This is a genomic window from Rhodococcus sp. RCBS9, from assembly GCF_029457415.1.
Taxonomy (GTDB): domain Bacteria; phylum Actinomycetota; class Actinomycetes; order Mycobacteriales; family Mycobacteriaceae; genus Rhodococcus_F; species Rhodococcus_F qingshengii.
In genome coordinates, this window is the sequence record NZ_CP120422.1 from 398,527 (window position 1) to 424,414 (window position 25,888).

The following is a 25,888-nucleotide window of genomic DNA, read 5'->3' on the forward strand; positions in this document are numbered from 1 at the left end:
CAGAATCACTGACCATGTCGGACTCCACAGATACCACCGAACCGGAAGCCGTTCGCAGCAACTCGCAACCGATGAGCGCAGGCATCGTCACGGCCCTCGTCGGCTTCACCAGTTCGTTCGCGGTGGTCCTCACCGGCCTCGCCGCTGTCGGCGCGGACGCGACCGAGGCGGCGTCCGGACTGCTGGTTCTGTGTGTGACCCAAGCGTTGGGAATGCTCTGGCTCTCACACCGGTATCGGATGCCGATCACCCTGGCCTGGTCGACTCCCGGTGCCGCTCTGCTCGCCGGCGCCGGAGCCGTCGAGGGTGGGTGGCCGGCGGCGGTCGGAGCATTCATCGTCGTCGGAATCGCGATTGTTCTGACCGGACTGTGGCCGACGCTCGGAAGGATCATCTCGGCAATCCCGACGCCCCTCGCGCAGGCGATGCTCGCCGGGGTTCTGATGCCGTTGTGCCTGGCGCCGATCATCGCCGTCCGGGACGCCCCCGCAGCGGTCGCGCCCGTCATCCTGGTTTGGCTTGCCGCGCAGCGCTTCTCCAAGCGATGGGCGGTTCCGCTCGCGTTCCTCACCGCCGCGGTCGTGATCGGGATCAGCCTCGTCACGTCGGATCGAGTGCTCGACGCCGGCGCCATGATTCCCCGCATCGATCTCACCGCGCCGTCGTGGACCTGGCAGGCAATGATCGGCATTGCGATTCCCCTCTACATCGTCACGATGGCTTCGCAGAACATTCCCGGTGTGGCCGTGATGAATTCGTTCGGATACACCGTTCCCTGGCGACCGTCGATGATCGTGACGGGTATCGGCACCATCGTCGGCGCACCGGCCGGTGGCCATGCGATCAACCTCGCGGCGATCAGCGCAGCCCTGGCCGCCGCCCCCACCGCACATCCGGATCCCAAACGTCGATGGATCGCTGCCTTCACCGCAGGCTGGGCGTATCTCGTTCTCGCTGCCGGCGCGGCCGCGGTGGCCGCTCTGGTAGCCGCCGCACCGGCCGGAGTCGTGGAAACTGTTGCCGGACTGGCGCTCCTGGCAACGCTTGCCGGCGCCCTCACGTCGGCGCTGAGCGTGGCGAGTGAACGTGAAGGCGCCGTGGTCACGTTTCTGATCGCCGCATCCGGGGTCAGTATCCTGGGAATCGGTTCGGCATTCTGGGCACTGTTGGTGGGGCTGATCGTGCGCGCCGTCCTACAGGGCACCACCCTGCCCTCACTCGCGCGAAAGTCCTCACTACAGTCGAAGCCGTGAGCACAGCGCAGACGCCCCCGTCGATCAGCGGGTTTCCCGTTCTCTGGCCCGTCCCGACGCGGTGGGACGACAACGATCACTACGGCCACGTCAACAACGTGACCTACTACTCGTACTTCGACACCGCGGTCAACGCCTGGCTGATGTCTTCCACTGGAACCGACATCCGCACCCTGCCTGCCATCGGCGTCGTCGCCGAGACGTCGTGCCGGTACCTGAGCGAACTGTCGTTCCCCGAGCAGTTGCAGGTGGGTATCTCCGTCGAGAAGCTGGGCACCAAGAGCATCGTCTACGCGCTGGCGATATTCCACGAGGTCGAAAGCGGCCATTGGGAACCTGCCGCGACCGGGCGCTTCGTGCACGTCTACGTCGACGCCGACACCCGTAAGCCGGTGGAGATCCCGGCGGCCATCAGATCGGCAGCCGGGACCTTGACCGAAAACTAGCTCAGACCGAGCTGATCTGCCGTCAAGACGGCCCGTGCAACGATTCCGTCGATCAGCGCGACCGTCGGGCCGCCGTGCTCGGCCTTGTTGCGCGGATCGTCGAGAATGCGTCGCAGCACGCCCTCTGCGATGATCGAGAGCTTCCACAGAGCGAGTACGTGCCAGTATCCGACCGCTGACACGTCGCGGCCAGTCGCCTCGACGTAGGCAGCGACCAGCTCGTCACGGTTCGGGAAGCCTTCCAGCGTGGACGCCATGAACGGACCGGCAACCTTGTCACCGGCTTCCGGCCAGTACGCGAGCAGCGCACCGAGATCCGCGAGCGGCTCCCCCAACGTGCACAGCTCCCAGTCGACGACGGCAACGATGCGCCCCTCGGCCGGATCGGTGATGACGTTGTTGAGGTGGAAGTCGCCGTGAACCAACGTCACTTCGTTCTGTTCCGGAATGTTTCGGTGCAGAATCTCGGCCAATCGGTCGACATCCGGAACATCGCGGGTCTTCGACTTCTCCCACTGCGCCGACCACCGCTTGAGCTGACGCTCGGCAAAGGGCTTGCGGCTGGCCAGGTCGTCCAGCCCGGTCTCTTCCAGGTCAACTCCGTGGATGCTGGCGAGGGTTTTGGGCATCGCCGAGCCGACCGCGCGACGCTCGTCCTCGGTCAACTTCTGAGCCACCGGAACGCCGTCGATCACAACGCCGTCGATGTAGCTCATGAGGACCAGCGGAGCGTCCGTGATCTCCGGATCTTCCGTGATGCCGAGGATCTTCGGAACCGGCACTTTGGTTCCCTGGAGCGAGGACAGGATGCGGTGCTCGCGAACGACGTCGTGCGCGGAAGCCAACAATGTTCCCAGTGGAGGTCTGCGCAGTACCCACCGTCCTCCGCCCGCATCCGTCACGGAGTAGGTCAGGTTCGATTGCCCGTTACCGATCCTCTCGAAAGTCAGTGGTGTCGTGGCGCCGACCCCCAGTTCGGCGATCCACGCGGAAACAGCTTCTTCGTTCAAACCGACTGCAGTCACCGCACCGATGCTAGCGGTTGAAGTCCGATCGGTTGGCCGTACCGACACGTTTGTTACTCGTCAGTTCGCAGCTCAGGTCTTGATACGGCAGTGAAAATACTTGCGAATTTCCCAATCAGGGGGATCCTGATGGTAGAGCGACAACTGCATACAACACATCGGGATTGTGCGGCGTACTCACGAGGCGCGCCGGGCATGAGCAGAAACCGAGGTGAGCGAAGATGGTCGACAACCTCGATTATCCGGTCCAACTCATCCAACCGAACGGCGCACGGGTGTGCCGTCCCGAATTCGACCGCCTGATAACGGACATCGGGCCTGACGAACTGCTGTCGTTGTATCGCGATCTCGTCGTGAGTCGCCGCATCGACACCGAAGCTGTTGCCCTGCAGCGTCAAGGCGAAATCGGGTTGTGGGCTCCGATGCTCGGTCAGGAAGCCGCGCAGGTCGGTTCCGCGAGAGCGCTCGCCCCGGGCGACTTCGCCTTCACCAGCTATCGCGAACATGCCGTCGCGTACTGCCGCGGAGTTCCCCCCGAATTGCTGACCACCATGTGGCGCGGAATCTCCCATTCCGGTTGGGATCCAGAACAATTCAGCGTCACCAACCCGGCGATCGTCGTCGGCTCCCAAGGTCTGCACGCCACCGGATATGCGCTCGGCGCCCACCTGGACGGCGCCGAGATCGCAACGATCGCCTACTTCGGTGACGGCGCAACAAGTCAGGGTGACATCGCCGAGGCGATGGGATTTGCCGCCAGTTTCCGTGTCGGCGTTGTCTTCTTCTGCCAGAACAACCAGTGGGCCATCAGTGAACCGGTATCCCTGCAGTCCCGTACACCCATCTCGCATCGGGCGATCGGTTACGGTATTCCGGCGATCCGCGTCGACGGTAACGACGTCCTTGCCGTGCTCGCCGTGACGCGCTCGGCGCTCAATCGCGCACGCGAAGGCAGCGGCCCGACGTTCATCGAGGCGATCACCTGCCGGATGGGCCCGCACACGACCTCCGACGATCCGAGCAGGTACCGCACCGATACGGATATGTCGGAGTGGAAAAGCCGCGATCCGCTCGAGCGAATGCGTCTGCTCCTCGGCCGTCGCGATCTTCTCGGAGAAAACGAACTCAGCACCATCGCGGCAGCCGCCGACGACGTCGCCGCTGGACTGCGACGCGCAACCATCGCGCTCGCCGATCCGCCCCCGTCAGCGCTCTTCGATCACGTCTACGCCGAGGCACACCCACTGATCGACGCTGAACGCGAAGAGCATCGCGCGTATCTCCGTAGCCTGGAAGGGGCTTCGTCATGACCGTCATGAATCTGGTGACCGCGCTCAACACCGGCCTTCGACGCGCACTCGAAGACGATCGTCGCGTTGTCATCATGGGCGAGGACGTCGGCCGTCTCGGCGGTGTATTCCGGGTTACCGACGCCCTGCAGAAGGACTTCGGCGACACCCGGGTGATCGACATGCCCCTCGCCGAATCAGGGATCGTGGGAACAGCTTTCGGTCTTGCCTTGCGCGGATATCGGCCTGTCTGCGAAATTCAATTCGACGGGTTTGTCTACCCGGCTTTCGATCAGATCGTCTCGCAGGTGGCCAAGATCCAGTACCGCACCCGAGGCGCTGCCTCTGCGCCACTGACGATTCGGATTCCCAGTGGCGGCGGAATCGGTGCGGTGGAACATCATTCGGAGTCGCCGGAAGCGTACTTCGCTCACACCGCGGGACTGCGGGTGGTGTACCCGAGCAATCCGATCGACGGTTTTCACATGATCCGCCAATCCATTGCGGCCGACGACCCGGTGATATTCCTCGAACCCAAACGGCGCTACTGGGATACCGCCGACGTGAATACCGATGCCGCGCCCGAGCTTCCGCTCCACCGTGCTCGCGTCGCCCGCTCGGGGAACGACGCGACAGTGGTTGCGTACGGATCCATGGTCACCACCGCACTCGACGCCGCGCGGATCGCCGAAGAAGAGGGCCATGATCTGGAAGTGGTGGATCTGCGTTCACTCTCCCCCGTCGACTTCGACACGATCGAGGCGTCGGTGAACAAGACAGGCCGGCTGGTCGTTGTCCACGAGGCTCCGAAGTTTCTCGGCGTCGGCGCCGAAATCGCAGCACACGTCGCGGAACACTGCTTCTATCAGTTGGAGTCACCGATCCTGCGGGTCACCGGATTCGACATCCCCTACCCGCCCGCCAAGCTCGAGCGTTTTCACCTTCCGGACGCCGACCGGATCCTCGCGGCGCTCGACCGAACGCTGGCAGCATGAGCACGGCGCACGAATTCCGGTTACCGGATCTCGGCGAGGGCCTGACTTCCGCCGATCTGGTCGAGTGGGCGGTCGGCGTCGGCGACACTGTGGCACTCAATCAAGTTCTCGCCCAGGTAGAGACAGCCAAAGCTCTTGTCGAACTGCCGTCGCCCTACGTCGGTGTTGTCAGAGAACTCCTCGTCGAACCTGGCACTACCGTTCCGGTGGGTACTCCGATCATCCGTATCGAGGAGTCTTCAAATTCACCGTCTCCAAGTAATTCTCAGTCTCCGAGCGTGCTGGTCGGATACGGACCCGCGACCGAGAGACCGAGCCGCCGACGGAGCAGGATCACGCCGTACTCGCAATCCGCGGCGAGTACCGAGCGTCGGCCCGCAACCCCCGCGGCGCGGCGCGCGGCCCGCGAAGCCGGCATCGATTTGAGCGAAATCACCGGCAGCGGATTCGACGGTGCCGTCACCGCGGCTGACGTCGCAGACGCGCTTACCGTGCAGTCGCCTTCGGATAACGCGACACGCCTGGCCTCGTCCGGCATACGAAAACAGATGGCGTCGGCGATGGTTGCCAGCACCCGCGCTCCGCAGGCCAGCGTCTTCCTCACCGCCGATGTCACGCCTTCGATGGAACTGCTCGGCAGGCTCCGTTCCTCGGAGGCGTTCACCGGACTGTCTCTCACTCCGCTGACACTCGCTGCCAAGGCAATGGTGGCCGCCATCGCCTCGCACCCGATGGTGAACGCGCATTGGGACGAGGCCCGCGGCGACGCCGCCGTCGACGATGACGTGAATCTCGGCATCGCCGTCGCCTCCGAACGTGGACTGTCCGTGCCCAACATCAAGAGCGCCGAGACACTGAGCCTGGTCCAACTCGCACGCGCGGTGACCGAACTGACCGTTGCTGCCCGTGAGGGAAAGACGGACGTCCGTCACCTGACGGGTGGCACCGTCACGATCACCAATGTCGGAGTCTTCGGCGTCGACGGCGGCATTCCGCTTCTCAATCCGGGAGAAGCCGTCATTCTCTGTCTGGGCTCGGTGAGCGAGCGTCCGTGGGTGATCGAGCGCAAGATCGAAGTGCGGAGCGTCGTGACACTGACGTTGACGTTCGACCACCGCGTGCTGACCGGTGAGCATGCCGCGAGATTCCTCTCATTTGTCGCAGAGATGCTCGCGAACCCGGACCTGTTGCTGACTCACCTGTAGAAAGGAACGAGTGAGCGTCAACCCCACCGACCGCGCAGTCCCCACCTCCGCCCTGGTGCGCGCCCGCGCCGGCATCTTCGGCATTTTCGGTATCAACGGATTTCTCCTCGCGATGTGGGTAGTCCACATTCCGTCCATCGAACACCGAGTGGGGATCAGTCACTCGACGCTCGGCTCACTTCTTCTCCTTCTTGCAGTCGGAGCCATCGCCGGCATGCAGTTGAGCGGCCCGCTCGCAGATCGATACGGCAGCAGACGCATGGTCGTCCTGGCGGGTAGCGGGCTGGCATTCGCCACTCTCGGCCCGGGGTTTGCCACGAACACCTGGCAACTGGGCGCTGCACTTGTCGTGTTCGGCTTTGCGAATGGTGCATTGGACGTGTCGATGAACTCGCAGGCCGTCGAGGCCGAACAGCTGTACCGGCGCCCGATCATGGCGGCGTTTCACGGCATGTTCTCGGTCGGTGGCGTATTGGGGTCCGTCATCGGATTCGGCACTCTCGCACTGGATCTTCCGCCGTACGTCACGCTCAGCATCGCGTCGGCAATCGGCTTGCTGGCAGTCTGGTTGTGCTCGCGCCCCCTGCTCCCTCGCGTCGACGTTCCTGCCGAAACTGCGTCGACAACCGGAAAGACACACGGCAGATTCTCGGCTCGGGTGCTCGCTCTCGGAACCCTCGCCTTTGTTCTGATGCTGGCCGAGGGAGTGGCTAACGACTGGAGCGCGCTGCAGGTCAAGGAGGATCTCGGTGTTTCGAATGCCGTTGCCGCACTGTCGTTCGGCGCATTCTCCGCCATGATGACCGTCGGTCGGTTCACCGCGGATCGGATCAGCGCGGCGGTAGGCCCGGTGGCAGTGGTTCGCTACGGTGCGTTGCTGTCGTCCGTCGGAATGCTGACCGTCGTGGTATCCGGCTGGCTACCACTGACGTTGCTCGGTTGGGCCCTGTTCGGCGCCGGCCTGTCGGGATGCATTCCGCAGATCTTCACCACGGCCGGAAATCTGGGCTCAGGTTCGGCCGGCACCAACATGTCTCGCGTCGTCGGCATGGGATACATCGGATTCCTCGCCGGTCCGGCAACCATCGGCTGGGTCACCAAGCTTGTGCCTCTCACCACAGCAATGTTGATCCCGTTTGCATGCGTCCTGGTCGCAGCGGGTTGTGCGGGTGTCGTTCGGCGCGATTCTCCGACCGCCTACAGACCTCACAGCTGATCCTCACGATCGGCACAGACTCAACAGGGATGCTGGTACTCGTGACCGTCTCGACCTCCACCCAGCACCCCGCTCCCTCCACAACCACTCGCTTCCTCGTCCTTGCCGCGATCGCCGTCGTAGCGCTGGGCGTCTTGTATTTCGTGCGACCCACCTCGCCCGGTTTGAGCGTCCCGGAACAGGTGCGCGCACTTGCCGAGTGGACGGTAGGCCGATTCGACGTCACCGCTGTACTCGCAGCCACTACCGCTCTGGCCGTCGTCTCGATGGTCCGCGGACTGCCATACGGCATCGGCGCGATCCTGCTCCTCGGAATGGGCGCCAATCTCACCAACGCGGCATTCGGTTCCTGGCTCCCCGATGTGCCCCAGGACCTATTGCCCAGCGGTCACGTCGCAGCGGCGACCGCGCTGTACTGCTCGGCGATATTGATCTCCGCCCCGCAGTGGCGTCCGGTGGTCGCCGGGCTCGGATTCGTCGGAGTTGCTGCGATCGGTGCCAGCGCGCTCGCCGCCGAGCTGAGCGGCCTTTTCGGAGTGATAGCCGGCATTCTGATCACCCTGGTATGGGCCTGTGCCGCAGCCATTTTGATGGCACGATCGCCCATCGCCGCGAAACGTGAAGAGCTACGCCCGGATACGGCAGCCATCGCGTTCTCCAGGCACCGGAGCATCCGACTTTAGTCCTAAATCTTTGGGATTCAGAGATTTTCGCCGATAGCCCTCCCGCCACGGTTGGGCATGACGTATGTTCTGAAATGTCCGAATCAAGTAGTTCCACAGCGAAGGAGTCTTTACCGTGAGCCTCGAAGATCTGAACCCGCTCGAACTGATCCAGAAGTTGATCGAACTACTTTCCGGCTTCTCTTCCGACCCCGAAACCCCCGAGGTTCCGTAAAACGTCGCCAGAGGCGCCTGTTCCGAGTTTCGTCTCGGGCCAGGCGCCTTTGTCGTTTCAGCACAAGAAGTCGTTTCAGCACAAGAAGTCGTTGCAACACACGACATCTTTGCAACACACGGCCACGAAAAAGGCGTCCACTCGCAGCTGCGAGTGGACGCCCCTTCCGAACTCGCGCGCTACAGCGCCTTGAGTTCCTCGGTTACTTCGGAGACCGACTTCTTGGCGTCACCGAAGAGCATCGAGGTGCCCTCGGCGAAGAAGAGCGGGTTCTCGATACCGGCGAAACCGGAGTTCATCGAGCGCTTGAGCACGATGACGGACTTCGACTGGTCGACGTTGAGGATCGGCATTCCGTGAATCGGTGAGCTCGGATCGTTGCGCGCCGCCGGGTTGGTGACGTCGTTCGCACCGATCACCAAGGTGACATCGGTACGAGAGAACTCGTCGTTGATGTCGTCCATTTCCTTCATCGCGTCGTACGAGACATCCGCCTCTGCGAGAAGAACGTTCATGTGACCAGGCATACGGCCGGCGACCGGGTGAATGGCGTACTTGACCTCGACGCCCTTCGACTCGAGCAATTTCGCCATGTCCTTGACGGCATGCTGAGCCTGCGCGACGGCAAGTCCGTATCCGGGTACGACGATGACCTGGTTGGCGTAGGCCATCTGGATGGCCGCGTCGGCGGCCGAGGTCGCCTTTGCCGTGCGCACGACGCCGTCGGAGGATGCGGCTTCACCGCCACCACCACCGAAGCCGCCGGCAACGATGGCCGGGATGGACCGGTTCATGGCCTTGGCCATGAGGTTGGTCAAGATGGTGCCCGAAGCACCGACGATCATGCCGGCGACGATCATCGCCTGGTTGTTGAGCGCCAAACCTGCAGCAGCAGCTGACAAACCGGTCAGAGCGTTGAGCAGCGAGATGACGACGGGCATGTCCGCGCCGCCGATGGGCAGCACGACCATCAGTCCGAGGATGCCCGAGAGCACGAGCACGCCGACGATCCACAGTGAGCTGGTCGGGCCTTCCGGTGAGATCGCCTTGATACCGATGATCACCGAGAACGCGACGGCGGCAATGAGCAGCAGAGCATTGAGCGGCTGCTGGAGCTTGCCGATTCCGATCGGACGACCAGGCAGAGTTTCCTGCAGCTTCAGGAACGCGATCACGCTGCCCCAGAAGGAGATCGATCCGATCACCGCAGCAAAGAGCGAAGCGATGACGATGTGTACCGTCGGCGATTCGCCGTGCTGGAATGCGGTGAAACCGTCCGAGTCCAGGAACTCCGCGTACGCGATCAACGCGACCGTGCCGCCGCCGACACCGTTGAACAGTGCCACCAACTGCGGCATGGCCGTCATCTTCGTCCGGAGCGCCGGCGGAACGCCGAGCACGACACCGATGACAAGGCCGGCAGCGATGAGGATCCAGTTCCCCATCTCCGCATCACGAATGGAGATCAGAGTTGCAACGACGGCGATGAGCATGCCGACCGCGGCGATCTGGTTGCCGCGGACTGCGGTCTTCGGGCCGGTAAGACCCATGAGGCCGTAGATGAACATCGAGAACGCGACAATGTAGAGCGCATTGACCAGGTATTCCATTACTGGTCACCATCCTTCGACACAGACTTGGCGGCCGGCTTGGCCTTGAACATCGCCAACATGCGGTCCGTGACCACAAAACCACCGACAACGTTCACGGTTCCGAAGACGAGCGCGACGAACAAGATGATCTGCAACCCGATCGAGGGATCGTGCACCTTGCCCAGGACAACCAACGCACCCAGGACGACGATGCCGTGGATGGCGTTCGTACCGGACATCAACGGGGTGTGCAGGGTGTTCGGAACTTTGGAGATCACAGCGAAACCGACGAACCCGGACAACACCAGGATCGCGATGTTCGCCAGAAGTGATGTGTACATCAGGCGCCCTTCTCTTCACGGGTGACGCACGCACCGGCCAGAACCTCGTCGGAGAAATCAGGCGCCAAGGCACCTTCCACCAACATGAGTTCGATCAGCGCGGAAATGTTCTTCGAGTACAACTCGGACGCATGCTCCGGCATGGACGCCGGCAAATTCAGCGGAGAGCAAATGGTCACGCCGTGCTTGACGACGGTTTGACCCGGCTCGGTCAGCTCGCAGTTACCACCGGTTTCACCCGCGAGGTCGACCACGACACTGCCCGGCTTCATGCCTTCGACCGCGGCAGCGGTCACCAGGCGCGGCGCGGGACGACCCGGAACCAGAGCTGTGGTGATCACAACGTCGAAGCCCTTGATCGCATCTTCGAGTGCCTGCTGCTGCTTCGCTCGCTCGTCGTCGGTCAACTCGCGGGCGTATCCACCCTCGCCCGCCGCATCGATTCCGAGGTCGAGCCACTGTGCACCCACCGAACGCACCTGGTCGGCGACCTCAGGACGCACGTCGTACCCGGTAGCGCGGCCACCGAGACGCTTGGCTGTCGCCAGCGCCTGCAGACCTGCCACACCCACTCCGAGGACCAGAACCGTCGCAGGCTTCACCGTGCCCGCAGCGGTGGTGAGCATCGGGAAGAACCGCGTCGACTCCGATGCTGCCAACAGAACAGCCTTGTACCCGGACACGTTCGCCTGCGAGGACAACGCGTCCATCACCTGCGCGCGGGAGATACGAGGAATCGCCTCCACGGCGTATCCCTCGATGCCGGCGGCCTTCAACTCGGCGATGCGGTTGTCCGCATTACGCGGATTCAGGAAACCGATGAGCTTCGCGCCGGTACTGATCCGGGCGATCTCTTCTGTCGACGGAGGCGCAACCTTGACCACCACGTCAGCAGTCCACGGATCGCCGATCTTCGCGCCGGCAGCGGTGTACAACTCGTCGGGAATCAACGCCGCGAGACCGGCCCCGGACTCGACGACCACGTCGACACCCTTGCCGATCAAAGCGGACACAATTTTCGGCACCAATGCGACCCGACGCTCACCATCACTCGATTCTCGAGGGACGCCGACCGACGGACGCACTTGTGCGCTCTTCGATGTTTCCATTTTCCATTACCTTCTGCGGTTGGTGGTTCGCCTGCTGCGACGAGCGGCAACCAGCATGTGATGAGCGGAAGATGACCCGCTTTTGGGTGAATGGTGACTGATAGTAGCCAGAGTTAACGCGGCGTAGGGAAACCGACGACGCACTTTCTCCATCTGAATCGAGTCCGAACAGTATGTTTGGACATACCTGAAGAAGCCTACTGTGAGGCCGATCACACCGGAATGGCGGACTATTCCACTATTTGAAACGGCCGAAAGACGTAAAGGCATCAGAATGACGCGCCGAATAATCACCGTCGAGCGAGTTTACGAACCGGCTTCCGAATGTAACGCCGTCCGACTCCGCGTAGACCGACTCCGGCCACGCGGCCTCAAACGCGAAAACCTGCAGTACGCCTCGCACCGTCCTCGGATGCTCGACCCGTTGTTCTACTGACAGCAAGCAAGGACCTGCCGTACGGTCACGCGCAGGTCCTTGCCGACTATCTCGCAGAATTACTCTGATGTCCTAGTATTTCACTAGAGCATCAATTGCTCACATATTGAGACCGCAACTTGTGCTTGACGAGCTTTCCTGTAGCGGTCCTAGGCAATTCGTCGGCAAAGTCAATGCTTCTCGGAGCTTTGAAATGTGCGACCTGACTGCGAACGTATTCCAGCAATTCCTCGGCGACATGGGCACCAGGCTCGATTCCCTCCGCTAGTTGGACAACCGCCTTGACCTGCTCACCCATTTCTTCGTCGGGAACACCGATGACCGCCACGTCGAACACCTTCGGGTGCAAAGTAAGGATGTTCTCGGACTCCTGTGGGTAGATATTCACACCACCGGAGATAATCGTGAACGCGGCGCGGTCGGTCAGATAAAGGAAACGCTCGGAGTCGATATAGCCGATATCTCCACTCGTCGTCCACGTCGGATGATCCGGATGCTGCGCGGCAGCCGTTTTCTCGGGATCATTGTGGTACCGGAACGGCAAAGTCTCCCGCTCCCAGAACACGGTACCGATCTCGCCGACCGGAAGATCGCGCCCGGCGTCGTCACAGATGTGCACGATCCCCATCACTCCGTCACGCCCGACGGAACCCGGATGCGACAAGGCCTGCTCACTGTTGATGAAGGTAGCGCCCGAACCCTCGGTCGAGGCGTAGTACTCGTAGATCACCGGCCCCCACCAGTCGATCATTGCCGTCTTCACTTCGGGCGGGCAGGGAGCAGCAGCGTGAATGGCGACCTTCACCGTCGAGACGTCGTAACGATCACGGGTCTCCTTCGGAAGTTTCAACATTCGAACGAACATCGTCGGTACCCACTGACTGTGCGTCACAGCGTATTTACCGATCAACTCCAGCGCGGTTTCGGCTTCGAATGCATCCATCAAGATCACGGTTCCGCCGACCGAATTGATCACGCCGCAAAAACGCAGGGGCGCCGCGTGATAGACCGGAGCCGGGCACAAATAGACTGTGTCGGAATCGAACCCGTACATCGGTGCGAACACCGCGGTGTACGGATCCATGGTGGTGTTCACCTCACCCTCCGGGAGATCTCCTTTGATCCCCTTCGGCCTGCCGGTCGTTCCCGACGAATACAGCATGTCAGCCCCACGCGGCTGCGAGTCGAGTGGAGCAGTGGACTGCGCATCGACCGCGTCTTCGTAGTCGTCGAAGCCCTCGAGGGCGCCGCCGTACACCAATCGGTGCCGCACGCGTGGAATCAGCTTCTCGTCCAACGGAACTGCTGCGGACGCCTGCCCCGCCGCCACCAGAATTGTCGCCTCGCAGTCGTCGACGATGTAGGCAGCCTCCGCAGCCGTGAGATGCCAGTTCACCGCGGTGATGTAGAGGCCGGATCTCAACGCTGCCCAGTACACCTCGAACGCCCGGAGATCGTTGTTCGAGATGAGAGCGACGTGGTCCCCAGGCTTGGCACCGACACTTCGGAAGTATCGCGCCAACTGCGTCGACCGTTCGTCGAGTTCCCGATAGGTGATGGACTCACCCGTCGCAGGGCGAATGACGGCGGGCTTGTCCGGTGTGGACTGGACAAAATTTCCTGGAAACACGAAGACTCCTCTGTCGGTGACGACAACGCCGCGTGAGCCTGATTCGGCGTCGACAATCCTGGTCTACCACAGGAACTCTGCCACCCTCGGAGGTTTGGCGACACCGACTCGAAGCATGGGAATGCCCGCTCACTTATCCGCCGGGACATACAGTGAGGAGAACCGCACCGTCCGAAACAGGAGATGTCCACATGAGTGGTTGGCCCCAGGACTCAGTAGTCGACGCATTGACCGAGGAATGGAGAGTCATCGACGCACTGCTGGCCGAACTCGACGGCGATCAGTGGTTGGCACCGTCGAACCTTCCGGGGTGGACGGTTCACGACATCGTGTCCCATCTGATCGGTACGGAATCACTGCTCTCGGGCATCAATCCGCCGTCGATCAATCTGGACGTGCACGCATTGCCCCACGTCCACAACGAGATTGCGGCGTTCAACGAGCGCTGGGTCGAAGGCCTGCGGCGGACACCGCACTCGGACCTGCTGACCCGATATCGCGAGATCACCGCCGAACGAACCGAAGCGCTGCGCTCGATGACCAGCGCGGACTGGGACGCCGAGACACAAACACCGGTCGGTCTTGCGCCCTATGGCCGGTTCATGCGTATTCGGACCTTCGACTGTTGGATGCACGAACTCGACATCAGAGATGCAGTTGGCATTCCGGGTGAGGAAGGCGGATTGCGCGCGGAGACTGCATTCGGCGAAATCACCAGCGCGCTCGGATTCGTCGTCGGAAAACGAGGAAAGGCGCCAGAGGGAGCACGGATCACTTTCGAACTCGAAGGGCCACTTGCCCGTTCACTTCACGTCTCGGTCGACGCGCGAGCAACACTCGTCCCGGAGTTGGACGGTCCGGCGACCACGACCATCTCGATGAGCTCACCGCTCTTCACCCGAATTGCCGGTGGCCGCGTCCACGCGTCGGATCACCGAACCGACATCTCGCTTCGCGGTGACACCACGGTGGGCACACGCGTCGTCGACAATCTGGCGTTCACGATTTGAGGGCTGGGTGGGTAGGTCGCGAAGGTACTGAGAAGTGAAACTGTTTCTCTCGTCCTACCGATTCGGCGACCACCGCGAGGCTTTTGTCGATCTCGTAGGCCGCGGCGCTCGCATCGCGGTCATCGCCGCGGCTGCAGATTCGTGGCCCGCCAATGCCCGCAGTTCAGCAGTCACCAGCGAATTGACTCCGCTACGGGCAGCGGGCTTCACCGCAGAGGAAGTGGATGTCCGAGACTTCCTGGGTGCATCGGAAGCACTGGAACTCCGGCTCCGCGAATTCGACTGCCTGTGGGTTCGCGGCGGAAACACGTTCGTCCTGCGAGCTCAGCTAGCTCGAAGTGGCGCTGACAGGGTCATCGAGATGCTGGTTCGTTCAGGCGTCGTGGCCTATGCGGGATACAGCGCCGGAGCGTGCCTGGCGACTCCGACTCTGATCGGGCTGGACGCGTCGGACGACCCCGCTGAAGTCATGCCAACGTGCGGTATCGACCCGATCTGGTCCGGGCTCGCGCTGATCGACTTCGCGATAGTGCCGCACGGCGGCGATTCGCTACTCGAAGATCCACAGGTGACTGCGCGGACGGTTGCGGCCCTGACCACGGCGGGCGCGCAATTCGCCGTGCTTACAGATCACGAGGTGATACTCGTCGACCGTTGATGTAACGCAGACGGTTGATCTTGACGCAGACTGAGCAGTCGACTCGGCCCGACCGGATCAGCCGTGCTCTGCCACCGCGGTTCCGGCTGCCGGCGACTGACGCTCGAGCCTCGTCCACGCGATCTCCCAGCGCTTGACAGAGACCTCGTCAGCGTCCTCGAGAAGGGCGTCGAGGAGCAGGCGTGGATTTTCGCGCCATGCCAGTTCAGCGGCATGGACTTCCGCAGCCGAGAACAACCCGGAAGCCTCGAGATCACGAATCCATTCGCAGATCTCGCCTCGGTGAATCCGTGCGATGGTCTCGTATCCCAGACCTTCGTCAAGGAAGTCGTACGAAAAAATTGCGGCAAAGTAACTGTTCGACTCACGCTGCCCGAAAATCATGTGCGTTCCTTCCTCGAAGTTGTCCGACGAAGACTCGAAATCGAACCGTTGAGCAGCGACGCCAAAGTTTTTTTGGCGAAGTTGTAACGCTTCTTCTATCCCCGACGATTCAAACGCTAACCCCCCGAGCGGGTCTTTGGGATCACGTCCGAGAAACGATCTGATGACCAACGCAATACCCCTGGGGTTTCCGGCCGCTCGCACCCATCATCGACACGCAACCAGCGCGCCGCTGACCTGCAATTTGCCCGTTTCAGGCCCTCCACTTAATCCATCCGAACAGACGACAAAAAACTTTGTGACCGGTCCCACATATTGGGATGTTTACGATCGTGATGCATATGTATCACCCGTTGTGGGCACAAAAGTACGGGCAAATCGGCACGTACAGACCAGTTTTGTTCGTTCTCCATGGCGACGAAGGTCCCTTGAACGGTCGTCCAGTTGTAGTTGCGCTAAGTAACGGATCCCACGTCGGCAACCGATATTGCGGACGGCCTGCCAGGTAGCGTGCTCCAGAGAACGTAGACGCGGCGCGGCGCAACCGGCCGCCCTTTCGAAACGGAGCCCGAAGATGACCGAGACAGTGGCGCACAATCCCGCGGAAACGCGTTTCGAGATCCGAGTCGACGGCGAACTCGCCGGTTTCGCCGAGTACTCGGACCATTCCGGCGTCCGTGATTTCCACCACACGGTGACCTATCCGCAGTTTCGTGGGCGCGGGCTTGCCGCCATCGTGGTGCGTGAAGCGCTCGATCAGACCCGGAACGAGGGATTCAAGATCCTTCCGACGTGCTCGTACGTCGAGAAGTTTGTTGCGGAGAACCCCGTCTACCAGGCATAACCGAACGAGAACGGCCGGCGAAAAACCAGTCGCGAACCTGCAGACCCCGCTGCTAGCGTCGATGGTGCCGTCGTCGAAATCCTGGGCGGCACCATCTCGGGGAAGGAAAGAACGTGGTCGCCTCAGCAGATCGGCGTCCACCTGCGTCCACGGACGTAGCTATCCCCAGCTATCTCCCTCTCGTACTGGTCAATCTCGCGACGCTGTTCTCGGCGATCGGCAACGGTATCGCCATCGTCGTGCTCCCCTGGCTGGTTCTCGAACGAACCGGTAAGGCTACCGACGCGGCGATAGTTGCCGGCGCAGCAGCCATTCCGCTACTCGTGTCGAGCCTGTTTTCGGGGACATTCGTCGACAAGTTCGGACGCCGTCGAACGTCGATGATTTCCGACGCTCTCTCTGCGATGTCCGTTGCAGCGATTCCGATCATCGCGGCCACCGCGGGCTTGACGATCCCGGTGATCGCGGCGTTGGCCGCACTCGGCGCCGTGTTCGACCCCGCCGGAATGGCGGCGAGGGAGTCCATGCTGCCTGCAGCGACTCGGACCGCCAAGTGGAAGCTCGATCGAACCAACAGTGTGTACGAGGCCAACTTCAACGTCGCGTATCTGATCGGCCCTGGCATCGGCGGTGTCCTCATCGCAACGATCGGAGCGGTGAACACGCTCTGGGTCACGGCGGCAGGTTTTGTGTTCTCGATAGTCGTGGTCGCCTTCATCCGGCTTCCCGGCGCCGGAGTGCCCGAACACGAACACCGTCCGAAATCGATCTGGCACGGCACACTCGACGGTCTTCGGTTCGTCTGGAACAACAAACTGCTGCGCACCCTGGCGCTGATCGACATGGCGGTCGTCGCGCTCTACATGCCGGTGGAGAGTGTCGTGTTCCCGGTGTACTTCACAGAGTTGGATCAACCGGCCCAACTCGGATCGGTGTTGATGGCCTTGGCGATCGGCGGCATCATCGGCTCTCTCGCCTACGCCCCACTGGCGCCGATCATGTCCCGGCGGCTGATCATGATTTTTGCCGTCGCCGTTCTCGGCATAGCGATGCTGGCCATGGCGCTCCTACCTCCGCTGTGGGTGATCCTCGTACTTGCCGGACTGCAGGGCCTCGTCTACGGACCAGTCGGCCCGATCGCCAACTACGCCATGCAGACGCACAGCCCGGAGCACATGCGCGGACGCGTCGTCGGTGTCATGACGTCGACGGCCTACGCCGCCGGCCCGCTCGGCTACCTCGCGGTCGGCCCGCTGCTCGATCAACTCGGAATCGCGTCGACCTTTGTGGCCCTGTCGATTCCGATCATCCTGATCGCCGCAGTATGTGCCTCCCTACCGGTGCTTCGCGAACTCGATCGTCCGCGGCACTCGACCGACGTCAGTTGAACCCCATCACGTCGTTGCCCCAGGCGACGCGCAGTCCGTGATCGGGGTCGCTGACGAGGGTGTCGGCGGAGTCGATCAACAGCGTCGACCGCTTCTCTTCCTCGTACGGCGCCCAGTGCTTCGAGCCGTCGAGGGCCGCCGGCACGGCATGCCTGGCGAAGGCCAACCATCGCCGTTGGATACGGCCGGCCACCTCCATCGCAGCCTTCCGTCCGCCGAGCCAGAACGTGGGGTCGACGTTCAGGGTTCCGAAATTGCCGAATACATAAGGTAATTCGGTCGCGTGGCCCGCGCCGATCCGCGCCGCCTTGAGCATCGGCGTCGCGTGATCGAAGCGGTAGACCCACGTAGGGGAATGCCTGCAGTGCGCGTCGGCGATCCACAGGGTCGGCATGCGAAACGCCGCGTCCCGTGAAAGCGCCAGCGCACCACTCGGTTTCGCATGGTCAGGGTAAGCCGACATGATCTCGGCAAGTTTGGTCGCCGAGATGTCGGGGTGATCGTCGGCCAGTAATTGGAGCATTGCCTCGACGGACTGCGCACTCACCGGCATCAGCGGAGACTTCATGAACTTGAAGATCGACGCCTCGTCCTTGTTGGAACCGATGATCAGTGGGATTCGGTGCGCGTAACCCTTCTGGAAAGCCGCAACCGGGTAGTGCGGCACCAGATCGCGATCGACAACGGGTGCCATCGCCAAAGTTCCCGGAATCCGGGTCGGAATTTCGTTGACCAAATCATCGCTTGCCTTGACGAGCAGTTCCAGATCTGTGGTCAACAGATCGCCTGCGTCTTCGGGGTCGATCGAGAGCAGTTCGAGAAACCGCTCTGCAACGGTCTTGGCGCGCTCGGCCCCGTAGACGGAGGTCGCGGGCGGACTCTGGGCAATCGCACGATGGAACAGACCTTCGGCGCTCGGACAGGTCATGAGCGTCGTGATGGATCCTGCGCCGGAGGACTCCCCGAACACGGTCACCGCACTCGGGTCACCACCGAAGGCGTCGATGTTGTCTCGAACCCATTCGAGTGCAGCAATCTGGTCTCGCAGACCACAGTTCGACTCGAAAACGGTATCCGCGGTGGAAAATGCAGACAAGTCCAGGAACCCGAGTGCGCCGACGCGATAGTTGAAGGAGACGAGAACGACGTCACCGGTTTCAGCCAGATGACGGCCATCGTAGATCGTTTGGGCGGCGGATCCGAGGCAGTAGGCGCCGCCGTGAATCCACACCATCACCGGTCGCGGCGTGGCGTCGGGTCGCGGGGCCCAGACGTTGATCGACAGGCAGTCCTCGTCGATTTTGAAGGCCCGATCGATCGGAACCGCCGGACTCTGGCCTTGCGGCGCGATCGGCCCGAACTCACGACAGTCGCGCACCCCGTCCCACGGCTGTGCGGGTTGTGGCGCTCGGAACCTCCGCTCACCCACCGGCGCCGCTGCGTAGGGCATGCCCTTCCACGCGAATACACCGCCATCCGGATACCCGCGGGCTTCTCCGCCTCGCGCCCGGATCACCAGAGTTCCGTCCTCGCCGAGATTTGGTCGAACGTCGGTCTCCATGTCTGAATCCCCTCCCGACCCGCGCGTGTGGCAATCAAGACCAAACCTACCAATCTCGGACGGGTGTGCGCCGAGTACGCAACCCCTCGGTGTTAAGGTCGCCTAGTTCTGACACGGGGTGCTCCGCATGGGCGGGGCTGAGAACACACCCGGGAACCTGATCAGGTAATGCTGACGAAGGGATGTCATGGCTACTACGCAGCCTGCATACAATTCTGCCGAAAACTCGGTGGCCACAGCGCCGTCGACGGATCGGTTCACAGATCGACTCTGGGCCGAGACGAAGGCCCTCCGCGAGTCGATCGACTCACTGGAGTTCCTCCGCCGCCTCGGCGACGGAACATTGCCTCTCGACGCGTTCCGCACGTACATCGAGCAAGACAAGCTTTATCTCGAGGGGTATTCGAAAGCGTTGTCCCTGGTCGCGGCCCATGCCCCGGATCCGCAGTCCGCGGGCTTCTGGTCGAATTCCGCGTCCACGGCAGCGACAGTGGAATCTGCGCTTCACGACGGACTTCTCACCGGTGGAATTCTTCCAGCGGGATCGGGAAGGCTCGAGCATTCGCAGGCCTGCCTGGGATACGTCTCGTATCTGACGGCGACTGCAGCAACTGCGCCTTACCCGGTCTCCGCAGCGGCAGTACTCCCCTGCTTCTGGATCTACGCCGAGGTCGGCCGCGATCTTGCCGCTTCAGCGCGCGAGGTACTCGACGCCGATCCGTCGCATCCGTACGCACAGTGGGTCACGACCTACGACGCACCCGAATTCCACGAGTCGGTGGCGCAGGCCCGCGTACTGGTCGATGCTGCGGCCGAAGCTGCCACCGAGACAGAGCGTGAGGCGATGAGTGAAGCATTCCGCATCGCCAGCCGCTATGAGCTGATGTTCTGGGATTCCGCACTCCACCAGCAGCCTTGGCCGGCGTCGTGATGTCGTTTGCGGCGCTGCGCCGCACGCTTGCCACGTCTGCCGCGATCGCAGCCGCGTTCACAGTTCTGACCGGATGCGCCTCTGACACCGGCTCTTCCGACGGGACCATTCGGTTCGCACTCGACTGGACACCGAACACGAACCACACCGGTTTGTACGTAGCACTCCAAGAGGGCTACTTCGAGGACGCCGGCCTGGACGTCTCGATCCTGCCGTACAACAACACCTCGCCCGACACCCTGGTCGATGCCGGCAATGCCGAGTTCGGCATCAGCACACAGAGTCAGGCCACGTTCGCCCGTGCAGCCGGCGCCGCCACGACGTCCGTCATCGCGCCACTTCAGCACCGCGCCACCGGCATCGGCGTGAAGGCGGATCGTGCGGACATCACGCGCCCACGTGATCTCGACGGGAAGACGTACGCCGGGTTCGGCGATCCCGGCGAAGTCGAAACGCTGCAGCAGATCATCCGCAACGACGGCGGGACCGGGAACTTCACGACGGTCACGCTCGGAACTTCCGCGTACGAAGCCGTGTACTCGGGCCAGGCAGACTTCACCGTCTCCTACTTTGCGTGGGAAGGCCTCGAAGCGGAGCGAAACGGAACTCCGATGCGGTACTTCCAGTACACCGATTACGGCTTCCCCGATGCATATTCGATCGTGATCAACGGCAACCAGCAGTGGTTGAAAGACCATCCCGACGAGGCACGCAAGTTCGTCAAAGCCGTTCAACGCGGATATCAGACTGCTGCCGACAACCCGGACCGGGCCGCGCAGGATCTCATCGACGCGAACCCCGGAGCTTTCACCGACGAAGACCTCGTGCGTGAGAGTCAGCGGATGCTCGCCGCCGACTACATGAAAGACGCCAACGGCGTCGTGGGCGCCCAGAATCTCGAAACCTGGTCGGGCTACTCGGGATTCCTCTTCGAGAACGGATTGCTTGCCGGACCGGACGGGAAGCCGTTGACCCAGAAGCCGGACTGGTCGGAGTACTTCACCAATGAGTATCTCGACGCGTCCTGACGTGAGCGGACGGTTGGTCTCGACCATGCGGCGGGCGCTTCCCGCGCTCGCCGTGGTGGTGCTCCTCGTGGCGGCGTGGCAGATCTACGTCGAGATCAGTGGGATTCGGCCGCAAGTACTTCCGTCTCCGGGGCGCGTTCTGTCCCAGGGGTGGGACAACCGCGAGATCATCTCCGGCCACGCCTGGTCGACATTGCAGGTCACGTTGGTCGGCTTCACTGTTTCATTGGTGTTGGCCTGGATTCTTGCCGTGATCGTGGACTTTTCGCCGTGGTTGTCACGCGCGCTGGTACCACTTTTCGTCGTCTCGCAGACGCTGCCGATCATCGCCATCGCGCCGCTGATGATCATCTGGCTCGGCTTCGGGTTGTTGCCGAAGGTGTTGGTGATCGCCCTTGCGACGTTCTTCCCCATGACCATCGGACTCATCGAGGGATTTGCCGCAGCCGACCGGGAAGCGGGCGCTCTCCTGCGCAGTATGGGCAGCACTCGCTGGCAGGAGTTCCGATACGTTCGCCTTCCTTCGGCAATTCCGCGATTCTTCACTGCCCTGCGCATCGGCATCACGTATGCGGTCGTGGGTGCGGTGTTCTCCGAATACGTCGGCGCTACTTCCGGTTTGGGTATCTACATGAGCACCCAGAAGAACTCCTTCCGCACCGACCTGGTGTTGGCGGCCGTACTGGTGACCGCGTTGATCAGCGTCACGCTGTACTTGCTGACGTTCGCCATCGAGCGCATCGTTGCACCATGGGCGATGAACGAAAGGTCGCGGACATGACTGACCCGATGGTCGAGGATGCAATGGTCGGAATCCAGGACCTGACCAAGAGGTTCGACACGGCCGGAGAATCGCGTCTCGTGCTCGATTCGGTGTCCTTTGGTGCCGACGCGGGCGAATTCGTGTCGGTGATCGGGCCGAGCGGCTGCGGCAAGAGCACGATCTTCAACGTCCTGGCCGGGCTCGAATCCCCGACCGCGGGTTCGGTCCGTGTGGGCACGCGCGCAACGGAATCCGAACCAGCCACCGAGGTGCATACCGCGTACATGCCGCAGAAAGATCTTCTGTTCCCTTGGCGTTCGGTATTGGACAACACGGCCCTCGGTTTGGAAGTGCAGGGAGTCGGCAAGAAGGAAGCACGCGAGCGCGCTCGCGAGTTGTTCCCGGCGTTCGGACTGTCCGGATTCGAGGACGCCCGGCCGTCACAACTGTCCGGCGGGATGCGCCAGCGAGCGGCGATGCTGCGCACCGTTGTTCAGGGCAAACCTGTCCTGCTGCTCGACGAGCCGTTCGGCGCACTGGACTCGTTGACCCGCACCGAGATGCAGGCCTGGCTACAAGACGTGTGGCAGAAGTACCGGTGGACCGTGCTGATGATCACCCACGATATTCGTGAAGCGATCTATCTGTCCGATCGCGTGGTCGTTCTGTCGGCGAGGCCGGCAACGGTCAGGTGCGTCGTCGACGTTCCCTTGCCGAGGCCACGCGAACTGGACATGATCACCTCGCCCGAGTTCGCCGACGTCGAGCGTGAGCTGCTTGCCGTACTCCACGACGAGACTCGCAAGTCGCTACAGCCCTAGCGGTTACTGACAATGCGCTGAGAGCGCGCCGATTTCACCTGCCGTTCAAGAGAAAGTGCATCGCAACGGTGCAACTTCGCGTAGGATGTCGCGGCGCGTTCGCCCAAAACGCCTTAATATCAGCAAGATCCGAACGCTCGACACGCAATCCGTCAACGCTGCACAATTCTCTGTACTCTTCGGTAACGTACACTCGGTCGCCTACGAGACCAACGGCCAGAAGGTAACTGGACGGTAAAGCGGAATCGTGGAGGCACAGTCATCGCAACAGATTTGGAAAGGGACAGCGTGAGCACACTGCAGTCAGGTCAGAGCCTCGGAGTCGGCCAGGAACTCAAGTCCGACAACGGCGCATACACCCTCACCTTGCAGGACGACGGCAACCTGGTTCTGTCCGAGGGCGGACAGGCTGTTTGGGCCGCAGGCACCAACGGATCCGGCGCCAACCGCGCCGAGGTGCAGGCTGACGGAAACTTCGTCATCTACAAGGACTCCGACGCCGTGTGGGCATCGCAGACCGCAGGCAACGACGGTGCCTCCCTCTCGGTTCAGGACGATCGCAACGTCGTTCTGTCCGCCGGTGGAAATGCTCTGTGGTCTTCGGACACTGCAATCGAGGCTCCGGCCGCCGAGGCTGCCCCGGAGCCCGCTCCGGCACCGGAGCCCGAGCCTGCCCCCGCCGCTCCGGCAGCGCAGAGCTACACCGTCGAAAGCGGCGACACCCTGTGGGCAATCGCGGAGCGTTTCTACGGTGACGGCAACCAGTACCAGCGCATCGCGGATGCAAACGGCATCCCGAACCCGGATCTCATCAACGCCGGTCAGGTACTGACGATCCCCGCCTGATTCACTGCTTGACCTGGCCCTGGGTGCCGACGTCCGCGTCGACGCCCGGGGCCTTTTGTGTTCTACGCCACACAGATTCGCGTCCCGCCCAGCAGGCCCTGATACTCCATTGCGGCATCTTTTCGCCTACAGTACTTCCGTACTGCTCCCGAAGGACAGGTGTGCATGAAAGACAGAACAGTCATGATCGGCGCTGTCGCAGTGGCCGCTCTCTCTCTGACATCAGGCCTCGTTTTCGGCGGAGCAGCCGGCGCATTCGGTGCCGGCGGCCCTGTGGTGAAGCCTCCCACTCTGGTCTCGTCGGTTTCCGTGGAGTCCGTCGCCGGGATCGAACCGGCCGCGTTCTACAGCTCGGTTGCAGTTCCCACGGTTGTCATCCCGCCGACGCCGACCTGGCGAATCGCCGACGAGACGACCGCTCCTCGCAATCAGCCGCTTGTGGTGACCGCGACAAGCACGAGCTCCGCCACCTCGACTACGACGGCCACCAGTACGACAACACCCGTCTCATCCACCACAACTGCGTCGGCTACCGCGACCTCGTCACCGACCGCGACGGCCACAACCACCAAGACCAGCACCACCCCCGTTGTCACGACCGGGTCCACGCCGCCCGTCGTCGAGGTCTCGCCCGTTCTCGCCGGATAACCCTCGCTCTTTCGCCCGCACACCGCCTGGCGTGACGGCGGTTACAGGCACACTTCAGTCGCCGCTCTCGAATAACCGATCTACCTGCGACTACCTTCCTCGCCGTCACGGTTCGTGGTCCGCTGCAATCCGGTCGACCGGAAAAGGACAGCAGCATTGTCGGAGCCTCGCGATACCGTATAGGTCTGAGCTTTTGCGGAAGGAGGTGGCTGATGAGCGCAATGGGCTTCGATCTCGATGTCAGTGTCGACCGGGCGTGGGCAGAATTTCAACGTCGCCTCGGCGATCACATTTCCATCATGGTCGACGGCGACGTGCTTGCCGTGGAATCGTCCACCGGCGACTTCGATCCAGCTGACGGCGCAGCGCCATGCGTTCAGTTCCTCGTGTGGGACAAGAACACAGTCCGCTGCGAGGTTCCTTCCAACGACTTCCTTCATCCACGCTATCGACTCGAAGATGCCGACGAACAAAAGTTGATCGCACTCGGCTGGAATCCGCCTTCCGAGAATCTCGAGGATCCGAACAACTCCCCCGCCTTCTGCGTCGACAAGGCACAGAACTGGGCCGATCAGCTCGCAGCGATGACTGTCGCTGCATTCCGTGATGTGTTCGGTGTGCAGCACCCGGCTTTTCTATCCAGCGATCTCACCGGCAACGAGCAGACTCCGGATTTCGATCCGTCGGTCGTCGAGTCGACAGAACTTCCGACCCTCGACCCCACCGCGGCCTACATGCCCAACGACATCGACCATCTCAAGGAGTTGGTCACTCTCGCTTTGCTTCCCATGCTCGGCACTCTTCCCGAGCGAGACAGCGACGGCGACATACCCATTCGTGTCGGTTCGACTGTCATGTTCGTCGGTCCACTTTCCGAGTCCATGGACGTGCAGTTGTTCTCGCCGCTCGTTCAGGACATCAGCAACCGCACCCGTGCAGCCGAGGTCATCGCCGATCTCAACCGCAAGTGGTCGCGCATCAAGTTCGTCTTGATCGACGACCGTCTGTCGGTGTTCCTCGAGGTGGCGGGTTCACCATTCGTTCCCAAGCAACTCACCGATACGTGCGCCGCCCTGACATCGTTCCTGCGTACCGTGGACGACGAGTTCGCCGCACGCGTCGGCGGAGACCTCTTCTTCGCGAACAAGAGCGGTGATTCCTCCTCTCTACAGCCCGATCTGACAGCCGAGGACCTGCCTCCCGAACTCGAGACCCTGCTGCACCTCGATCTGGATGTGGCCGAGGATCTCGACGCGGTAGCCGATGTCTGCGGTCGTGATCGCGATCTGATTCTTCAGCTCCTCCACATCAGCAACGAATGGCAGATTCAGCTGCGTAGTCAGGCTGTGGACGCCCACAGTCGCGGGGACGCCGAAGAGGCGGCGGGCTACGAGGATCAGGTCGGCGGGTGGGAACTCATGGTCGACCGTCTGCGCGGGGCTTTGCGACTGGTGGTCCTGCCCAATTCTCGGACCGAGACGCCGGCAAAGCCGCAACCTGAGCAGATGGGCTTGTTTGCCGATCCCTTGCAACAGAGCCTCTTCGACGATCCGTCCTGATAACACGGATCGC

At 62.2% G+C, this 25,888-nt stretch carries 25 protein-coding genes and 1 riboswitch; of the genes, 18 read left to right on the plus strand and 7 right to left on the minus strand.

Annotation, left to right across the window (positions count from 1 at the left end):
• Positions 1–14 precede the first annotated feature (14 nt).
• Complete coding sequence (locus P0M12_RS01960; protein WP_030536839.1) at positions 15–1,253, plus strand: benzoate/H(+) symporter BenE family transporter; 1,239 nt, start codon at positions 15–17, stop codon at positions 1,251–1,253.
• Complete coding sequence (locus tag P0M12_RS01965; protein ID WP_030536838.1) at positions 1,250–1,699, plus strand: thioesterase family protein; 450 nt, start codon at positions 1,250–1,252, stop codon at positions 1,697–1,699. Before P0M12_RS01960 ends, P0M12_RS01965 begins: the two co-directional genes overlap by 4 nt.
• Here the strand turns inward: P0M12_RS01965 and P0M12_RS01970 are convergent.
• A complete protein-coding gene (locus P0M12_RS01970; protein ID WP_277377395.1) occupies positions 1,696–2,724 on the minus strand; it encodes a phosphotransferase family protein in 1,029 nt (342 codons plus the stop codon). The two genes, P0M12_RS01965 and P0M12_RS01970, sit on opposite strands and share 4 nt — an antisense overlap.
• A 221-nt stretch (positions 2,725–2,945) precedes the next feature.
• Between P0M12_RS01970 and pdhA the strand changes: the two genes are divergently transcribed.
• The 5 genes from pdhA to P0M12_RS01995 are packed head-to-tail and all read left to right on the plus strand — an operon-like array spanning position 2,946 to position 8,112.
• Entirely contained in the window at positions 2,946–4,034 is a 1,089-nt protein-coding gene (gene pdhA / locus P0M12_RS01975; protein ID WP_030536837.1) for a pyruvate dehydrogenase (acetyl-transferring) E1 component subunit alpha, read from the plus strand.
• On the plus strand, positions 4,031–5,008 hold the full coding sequence (locus P0M12_RS01980) for an alpha-ketoacid dehydrogenase subunit beta (RefSeq protein WP_030536836.1): 978 nt from the start codon (positions 4,031–4,033) through the stop codon (positions 5,006–5,008). Before pdhA ends, P0M12_RS01980 begins: the two co-directional genes overlap by 4 nt.
• Positions 5,005–6,213, plus strand: a complete 1,209-nt coding sequence (locus P0M12_RS01985) for a dihydrolipoamide acetyltransferase family protein (protein ID WP_030536835.1) — start codon at positions 5,005–5,007, stop codon at positions 6,211–6,213. The genes P0M12_RS01980 and P0M12_RS01985 overlap by 4 nt, the downstream gene beginning before the upstream one ends.
• 10 nt (positions 6,214–6,223) lie before the next feature.
• Positions 6,224–7,429, plus strand: coding sequence for an MFS transporter (locus tag P0M12_RS01990; protein WP_064689480.1), 1,206 nt, complete (start codon positions 6,224–6,226; stop codon positions 7,427–7,429).
• A 41-nt stretch (positions 7,430–7,470) separates the two neighbouring features.
• On the plus strand, positions 7,471–8,112 hold the full coding sequence (locus tag P0M12_RS01995) for a hypothetical protein (protein WP_003941332.1): 642 nt from the start codon (positions 7,471–7,473) through the stop codon (positions 8,110–8,112).
• Positions 8,113–8,505: 393 nt separating this feature from the next.
• Here P0M12_RS01995 and P0M12_RS02000 read toward each other — a convergent pair whose 3' ends face one another.
• From P0M12_RS02000 to P0M12_RS02015, 4 genes are all read right to left on the minus strand, one after another.
• Positions 8,506–9,936 carry an NAD(P)(+) transhydrogenase (Re/Si-specific) subunit beta gene (locus P0M12_RS02000; protein WP_003941368.1) on the minus strand — a complete coding sequence of 477 codons (1,431 nt, stop codon included), beginning with the start codon at positions 9,934–9,936 and terminating at the stop codon, positions 8,506–8,508.
• The gene (locus tag P0M12_RS02005; RefSeq protein ID WP_003941319.1) at positions 9,936–10,259 is read right to left on the minus strand and encodes an NAD(P) transhydrogenase subunit alpha; all 324 of its coding nucleotides are present in this window, start codon (positions 10,257–10,259) and stop codon (positions 9,936–9,938) included. Before P0M12_RS02005 ends, P0M12_RS02000 begins: the two co-directional genes overlap by 1 nt.
• Positions 10,259–11,368 carry a Re/Si-specific NAD(P)(+) transhydrogenase subunit alpha gene (locus tag P0M12_RS02010; RefSeq protein ID WP_030536833.1) on the minus strand — a complete coding sequence of 370 codons (1,110 nt, stop codon included), beginning with the start codon at positions 11,366–11,368 and terminating at the stop codon, positions 10,259–10,261. Before P0M12_RS02010 ends, P0M12_RS02005 begins: the two co-directional genes overlap by 1 nt.
• Before the next feature lie 527 nt (positions 11,369–11,895).
• Positions 11,896–13,434: an AMP-binding protein gene (locus tag P0M12_RS02015; protein WP_030536832.1), complete on the minus strand. Its 1,539-nt coding sequence runs from the start codon at positions 13,432–13,434 to the stop codon at positions 11,896–11,898.
• A 191-nt stretch (positions 13,435–13,625) separates the two neighbouring features.
• Between P0M12_RS02015 and P0M12_RS02020 the strand changes: the two genes are divergently transcribed.
• Positions 13,626–14,444, plus strand: coding sequence for a maleylpyruvate isomerase family mycothiol-dependent enzyme (locus tag P0M12_RS02020; protein WP_003941328.1), 819 nt, complete (start codon positions 13,626–13,628; stop codon positions 14,442–14,444).
• A gap of 34 nt (positions 14,445–14,478) precedes the next feature.
• Positions 14,479–15,102, plus strand: a complete 624-nt coding sequence (locus P0M12_RS02025) for a Type 1 glutamine amidotransferase-like domain-containing protein (RefSeq protein WP_030536831.1) — start codon at positions 14,479–14,481, stop codon at positions 15,100–15,102.
• 57 nt (positions 15,103–15,159) lie between these two features.
• On the opposite strand, the gene P0M12_RS02030 is transcribed toward P0M12_RS02025, so the two are convergent.
• Entirely contained in the window at positions 15,160–15,486 is a 327-nt protein-coding gene (locus tag P0M12_RS02030; RefSeq protein WP_003941297.1) for a hypothetical protein, read from the minus strand.
• A 574-nt stretch (positions 15,487–16,060) separates the two neighbouring features.
• On the opposite strand from P0M12_RS02030, the gene P0M12_RS02035 reads away from it, so the two are divergent.
• On the plus strand, positions 16,061–16,330 hold the full coding sequence (locus P0M12_RS02035) for a GNAT family N-acetyltransferase (RefSeq protein WP_030536830.1): 270 nt from the start codon (positions 16,061–16,063) through the stop codon (positions 16,328–16,330).
• Positions 16,331–16,491: 161 nt separating this feature from the next.
• A complete protein-coding gene (locus P0M12_RS02040) occupies positions 16,492–17,718 on the plus strand; it encodes an MFS transporter (RefSeq protein WP_039972654.1) in 1,227 nt (408 codons plus the stop codon).
• On the opposite strand, the gene P0M12_RS02045 is transcribed toward P0M12_RS02040, so the two are convergent.
• Entirely contained in the window at positions 17,711–19,279 is a 1,569-nt protein-coding gene (locus P0M12_RS02045; RefSeq protein ID WP_030536828.1) for a carboxylesterase/lipase family protein, read from the minus strand. The two genes, P0M12_RS02040 and P0M12_RS02045, sit on opposite strands and share 8 nt — an antisense overlap.
• A 104-nt stretch (positions 19,280–19,383) precedes the next feature.
• Positions 19,384–19,479, plus strand: a riboswitch (TPP riboswitch).
• Here P0M12_RS02045 and P0M12_RS02050 point away from each other — a divergent pair.
• From P0M12_RS02050 to P0M12_RS02080, 7 genes are all read left to right on the plus strand, one after another.
• Positions 19,467–20,210 (plus strand): TenA family protein, encoded by a 744-nt coding sequence (locus tag P0M12_RS02050; RefSeq protein WP_007726090.1) that lies wholly within the window; start codon positions 19,467–19,469, stop codon positions 20,208–20,210. (Overlaps the previous riboswitch by 13 nt.)
• Complete coding sequence (locus P0M12_RS02055) at positions 20,210–21,238, plus strand: ABC transporter substrate-binding protein (RefSeq protein ID WP_215516003.1); 1,029 nt, start codon at positions 20,210–20,212, stop codon at positions 21,236–21,238. Before P0M12_RS02050 ends, P0M12_RS02055 begins: the two co-directional genes overlap by 1 nt.
• Positions 21,216–22,019, plus strand: coding sequence for an ABC transporter permease (locus tag P0M12_RS02060; protein ID WP_277377396.1), 804 nt, complete (start codon positions 21,216–21,218; stop codon positions 22,017–22,019). The genes P0M12_RS02055 and P0M12_RS02060 overlap by 23 nt, the downstream gene beginning before the upstream one ends.
• Before the next feature lie 8 nt (positions 22,020–22,027).
• The gene (locus tag P0M12_RS02065) at positions 22,028–22,822 is read left to right on the plus strand and encodes an ABC transporter ATP-binding protein (RefSeq protein ID WP_042923210.1); all 795 of its coding nucleotides are present in this window, start codon (positions 22,028–22,030) and stop codon (positions 22,820–22,822) included.
• Positions 22,823–23,110: 288 nt separating this feature from the next.
• Positions 23,111–23,668, plus strand: a complete 558-nt coding sequence (locus P0M12_RS02070) for a LysM peptidoglycan-binding domain-containing protein (RefSeq protein WP_020908363.1) — start codon at positions 23,111–23,113, stop codon at positions 23,666–23,668.
• Positions 23,669–23,833: 165 nt separating this feature from the next.
• Positions 23,834–24,316, plus strand: a complete 483-nt coding sequence (locus P0M12_RS02075; protein ID WP_003941346.1) for a hypothetical protein — start codon at positions 23,834–23,836, stop codon at positions 24,314–24,316.
• 212 nt (positions 24,317–24,528) lie between these two features.
• Complete coding sequence (locus tag P0M12_RS02080) at positions 24,529–25,875, plus strand: hypothetical protein (protein WP_030536824.1); 1,347 nt, start codon at positions 24,529–24,531, stop codon at positions 25,873–25,875.
• The last annotated feature ends 13 nt before the right edge of the window (positions 25,876–25,888 follow it).

What these genes read in the sequence shown, in the direction of transcription:
- P0M12_RS01960 (WP_030536839.1), top strand. Translation starts at nt 15, where the DNA reads ATGTCGGACTCCACAGATACCACCGAACCGGAAGCCGTTCGCAGCAAC.
- pdhA (WP_030536837.1), top strand. Translation starts at nt 2,946, where the DNA reads ATGGTCGACAACCTCGATTATCCGGTCCAACTCATCCAACCGAACGGC.
- P0M12_RS01980 (WP_030536836.1), top strand. Translation starts at nt 4,031, where the DNA reads ATGACCGTCATGAATCTGGTGACCGCGCTCAACACCGGCCTTCGACGC.
- P0M12_RS01985 (WP_030536835.1), top strand. Translation starts at nt 5,005, where the DNA reads ATGAGCACGGCGCACGAATTCCGGTTACCGGATCTCGGCGAGGGCCTG.
- P0M12_RS02000 (WP_003941368.1), bottom strand. Translation starts at nt 9,936, where the DNA reads ATGGAATACCTGGTCAATGCGCTCTACATTGTCGCGTTCTCGATGTTC.
- P0M12_RS02005 (WP_003941319.1), bottom strand. Translation starts at nt 10,259, where the DNA reads ATGTACACATCACTTCTGGCGAACATCGCGATCCTGGTGTTGTCCGGG.
- P0M12_RS02010 (WP_030536833.1), bottom strand. Translation starts at nt 11,368, where the DNA reads ATGGAAACATCGAAGAGCGCACAAGTGCGTCCGTCGGTCGGCGTCCCT.
- P0M12_RS02020 (WP_003941328.1), top strand. Translation starts at nt 13,626, where the DNA reads ATGAGTGGTTGGCCCCAGGACTCAGTAGTCGACGCATTGACCGAGGAA.
- P0M12_RS02030 (WP_003941297.1), bottom strand. Translation starts at nt 15,486, where the DNA reads ATGATTTTCGGGCAGCGTGAGTCGAACAGTTACTTTGCCGCAATTTTT.
- P0M12_RS02035 (WP_030536830.1), top strand. Translation starts at nt 16,061, where the DNA reads ATGACCGAGACAGTGGCGCACAATCCCGCGGAAACGCGTTTCGAGATC.
- P0M12_RS02045 (WP_030536828.1), bottom strand. Translation starts at nt 19,279, where the DNA reads ATGGAGACCGACGTTCGACCAAATCTCGGCGAGGACGGAACTCTGGTG.
- P0M12_RS02050 (WP_007726090.1), top strand. Translation starts at nt 19,467, where the DNA reads ATGGCTACTACGCAGCCTGCATACAATTCTGCCGAAAACTCGGTGGCC.
- P0M12_RS02055 (WP_215516003.1), top strand. Translation starts at nt 20,210, where the DNA reads ATGTCGTTTGCGGCGCTGCGCCGCACGCTTGCCACGTCTGCCGCGATC.
- P0M12_RS02060 (WP_277377396.1), top strand. Translation starts at nt 21,216, where the DNA reads ATGAGTATCTCGACGCGTCCTGACGTGAGCGGACGGTTGGTCTCGACC.
- P0M12_RS02065 (WP_042923210.1), top strand. Translation starts at nt 22,028, where the DNA reads ATGGTCGAGGATGCAATGGTCGGAATCCAGGACCTGACCAAGAGGTTC.
- P0M12_RS02075 (WP_003941346.1), top strand. Translation starts at nt 23,834, where the DNA reads ATGAAAGACAGAACAGTCATGATCGGCGCTGTCGCAGTGGCCGCTCTC.
- P0M12_RS02080 (WP_030536824.1), top strand. Translation starts at nt 24,529, where the DNA reads ATGAGCGCAATGGGCTTCGATCTCGATGTCAGTGTCGACCGGGCGTGG.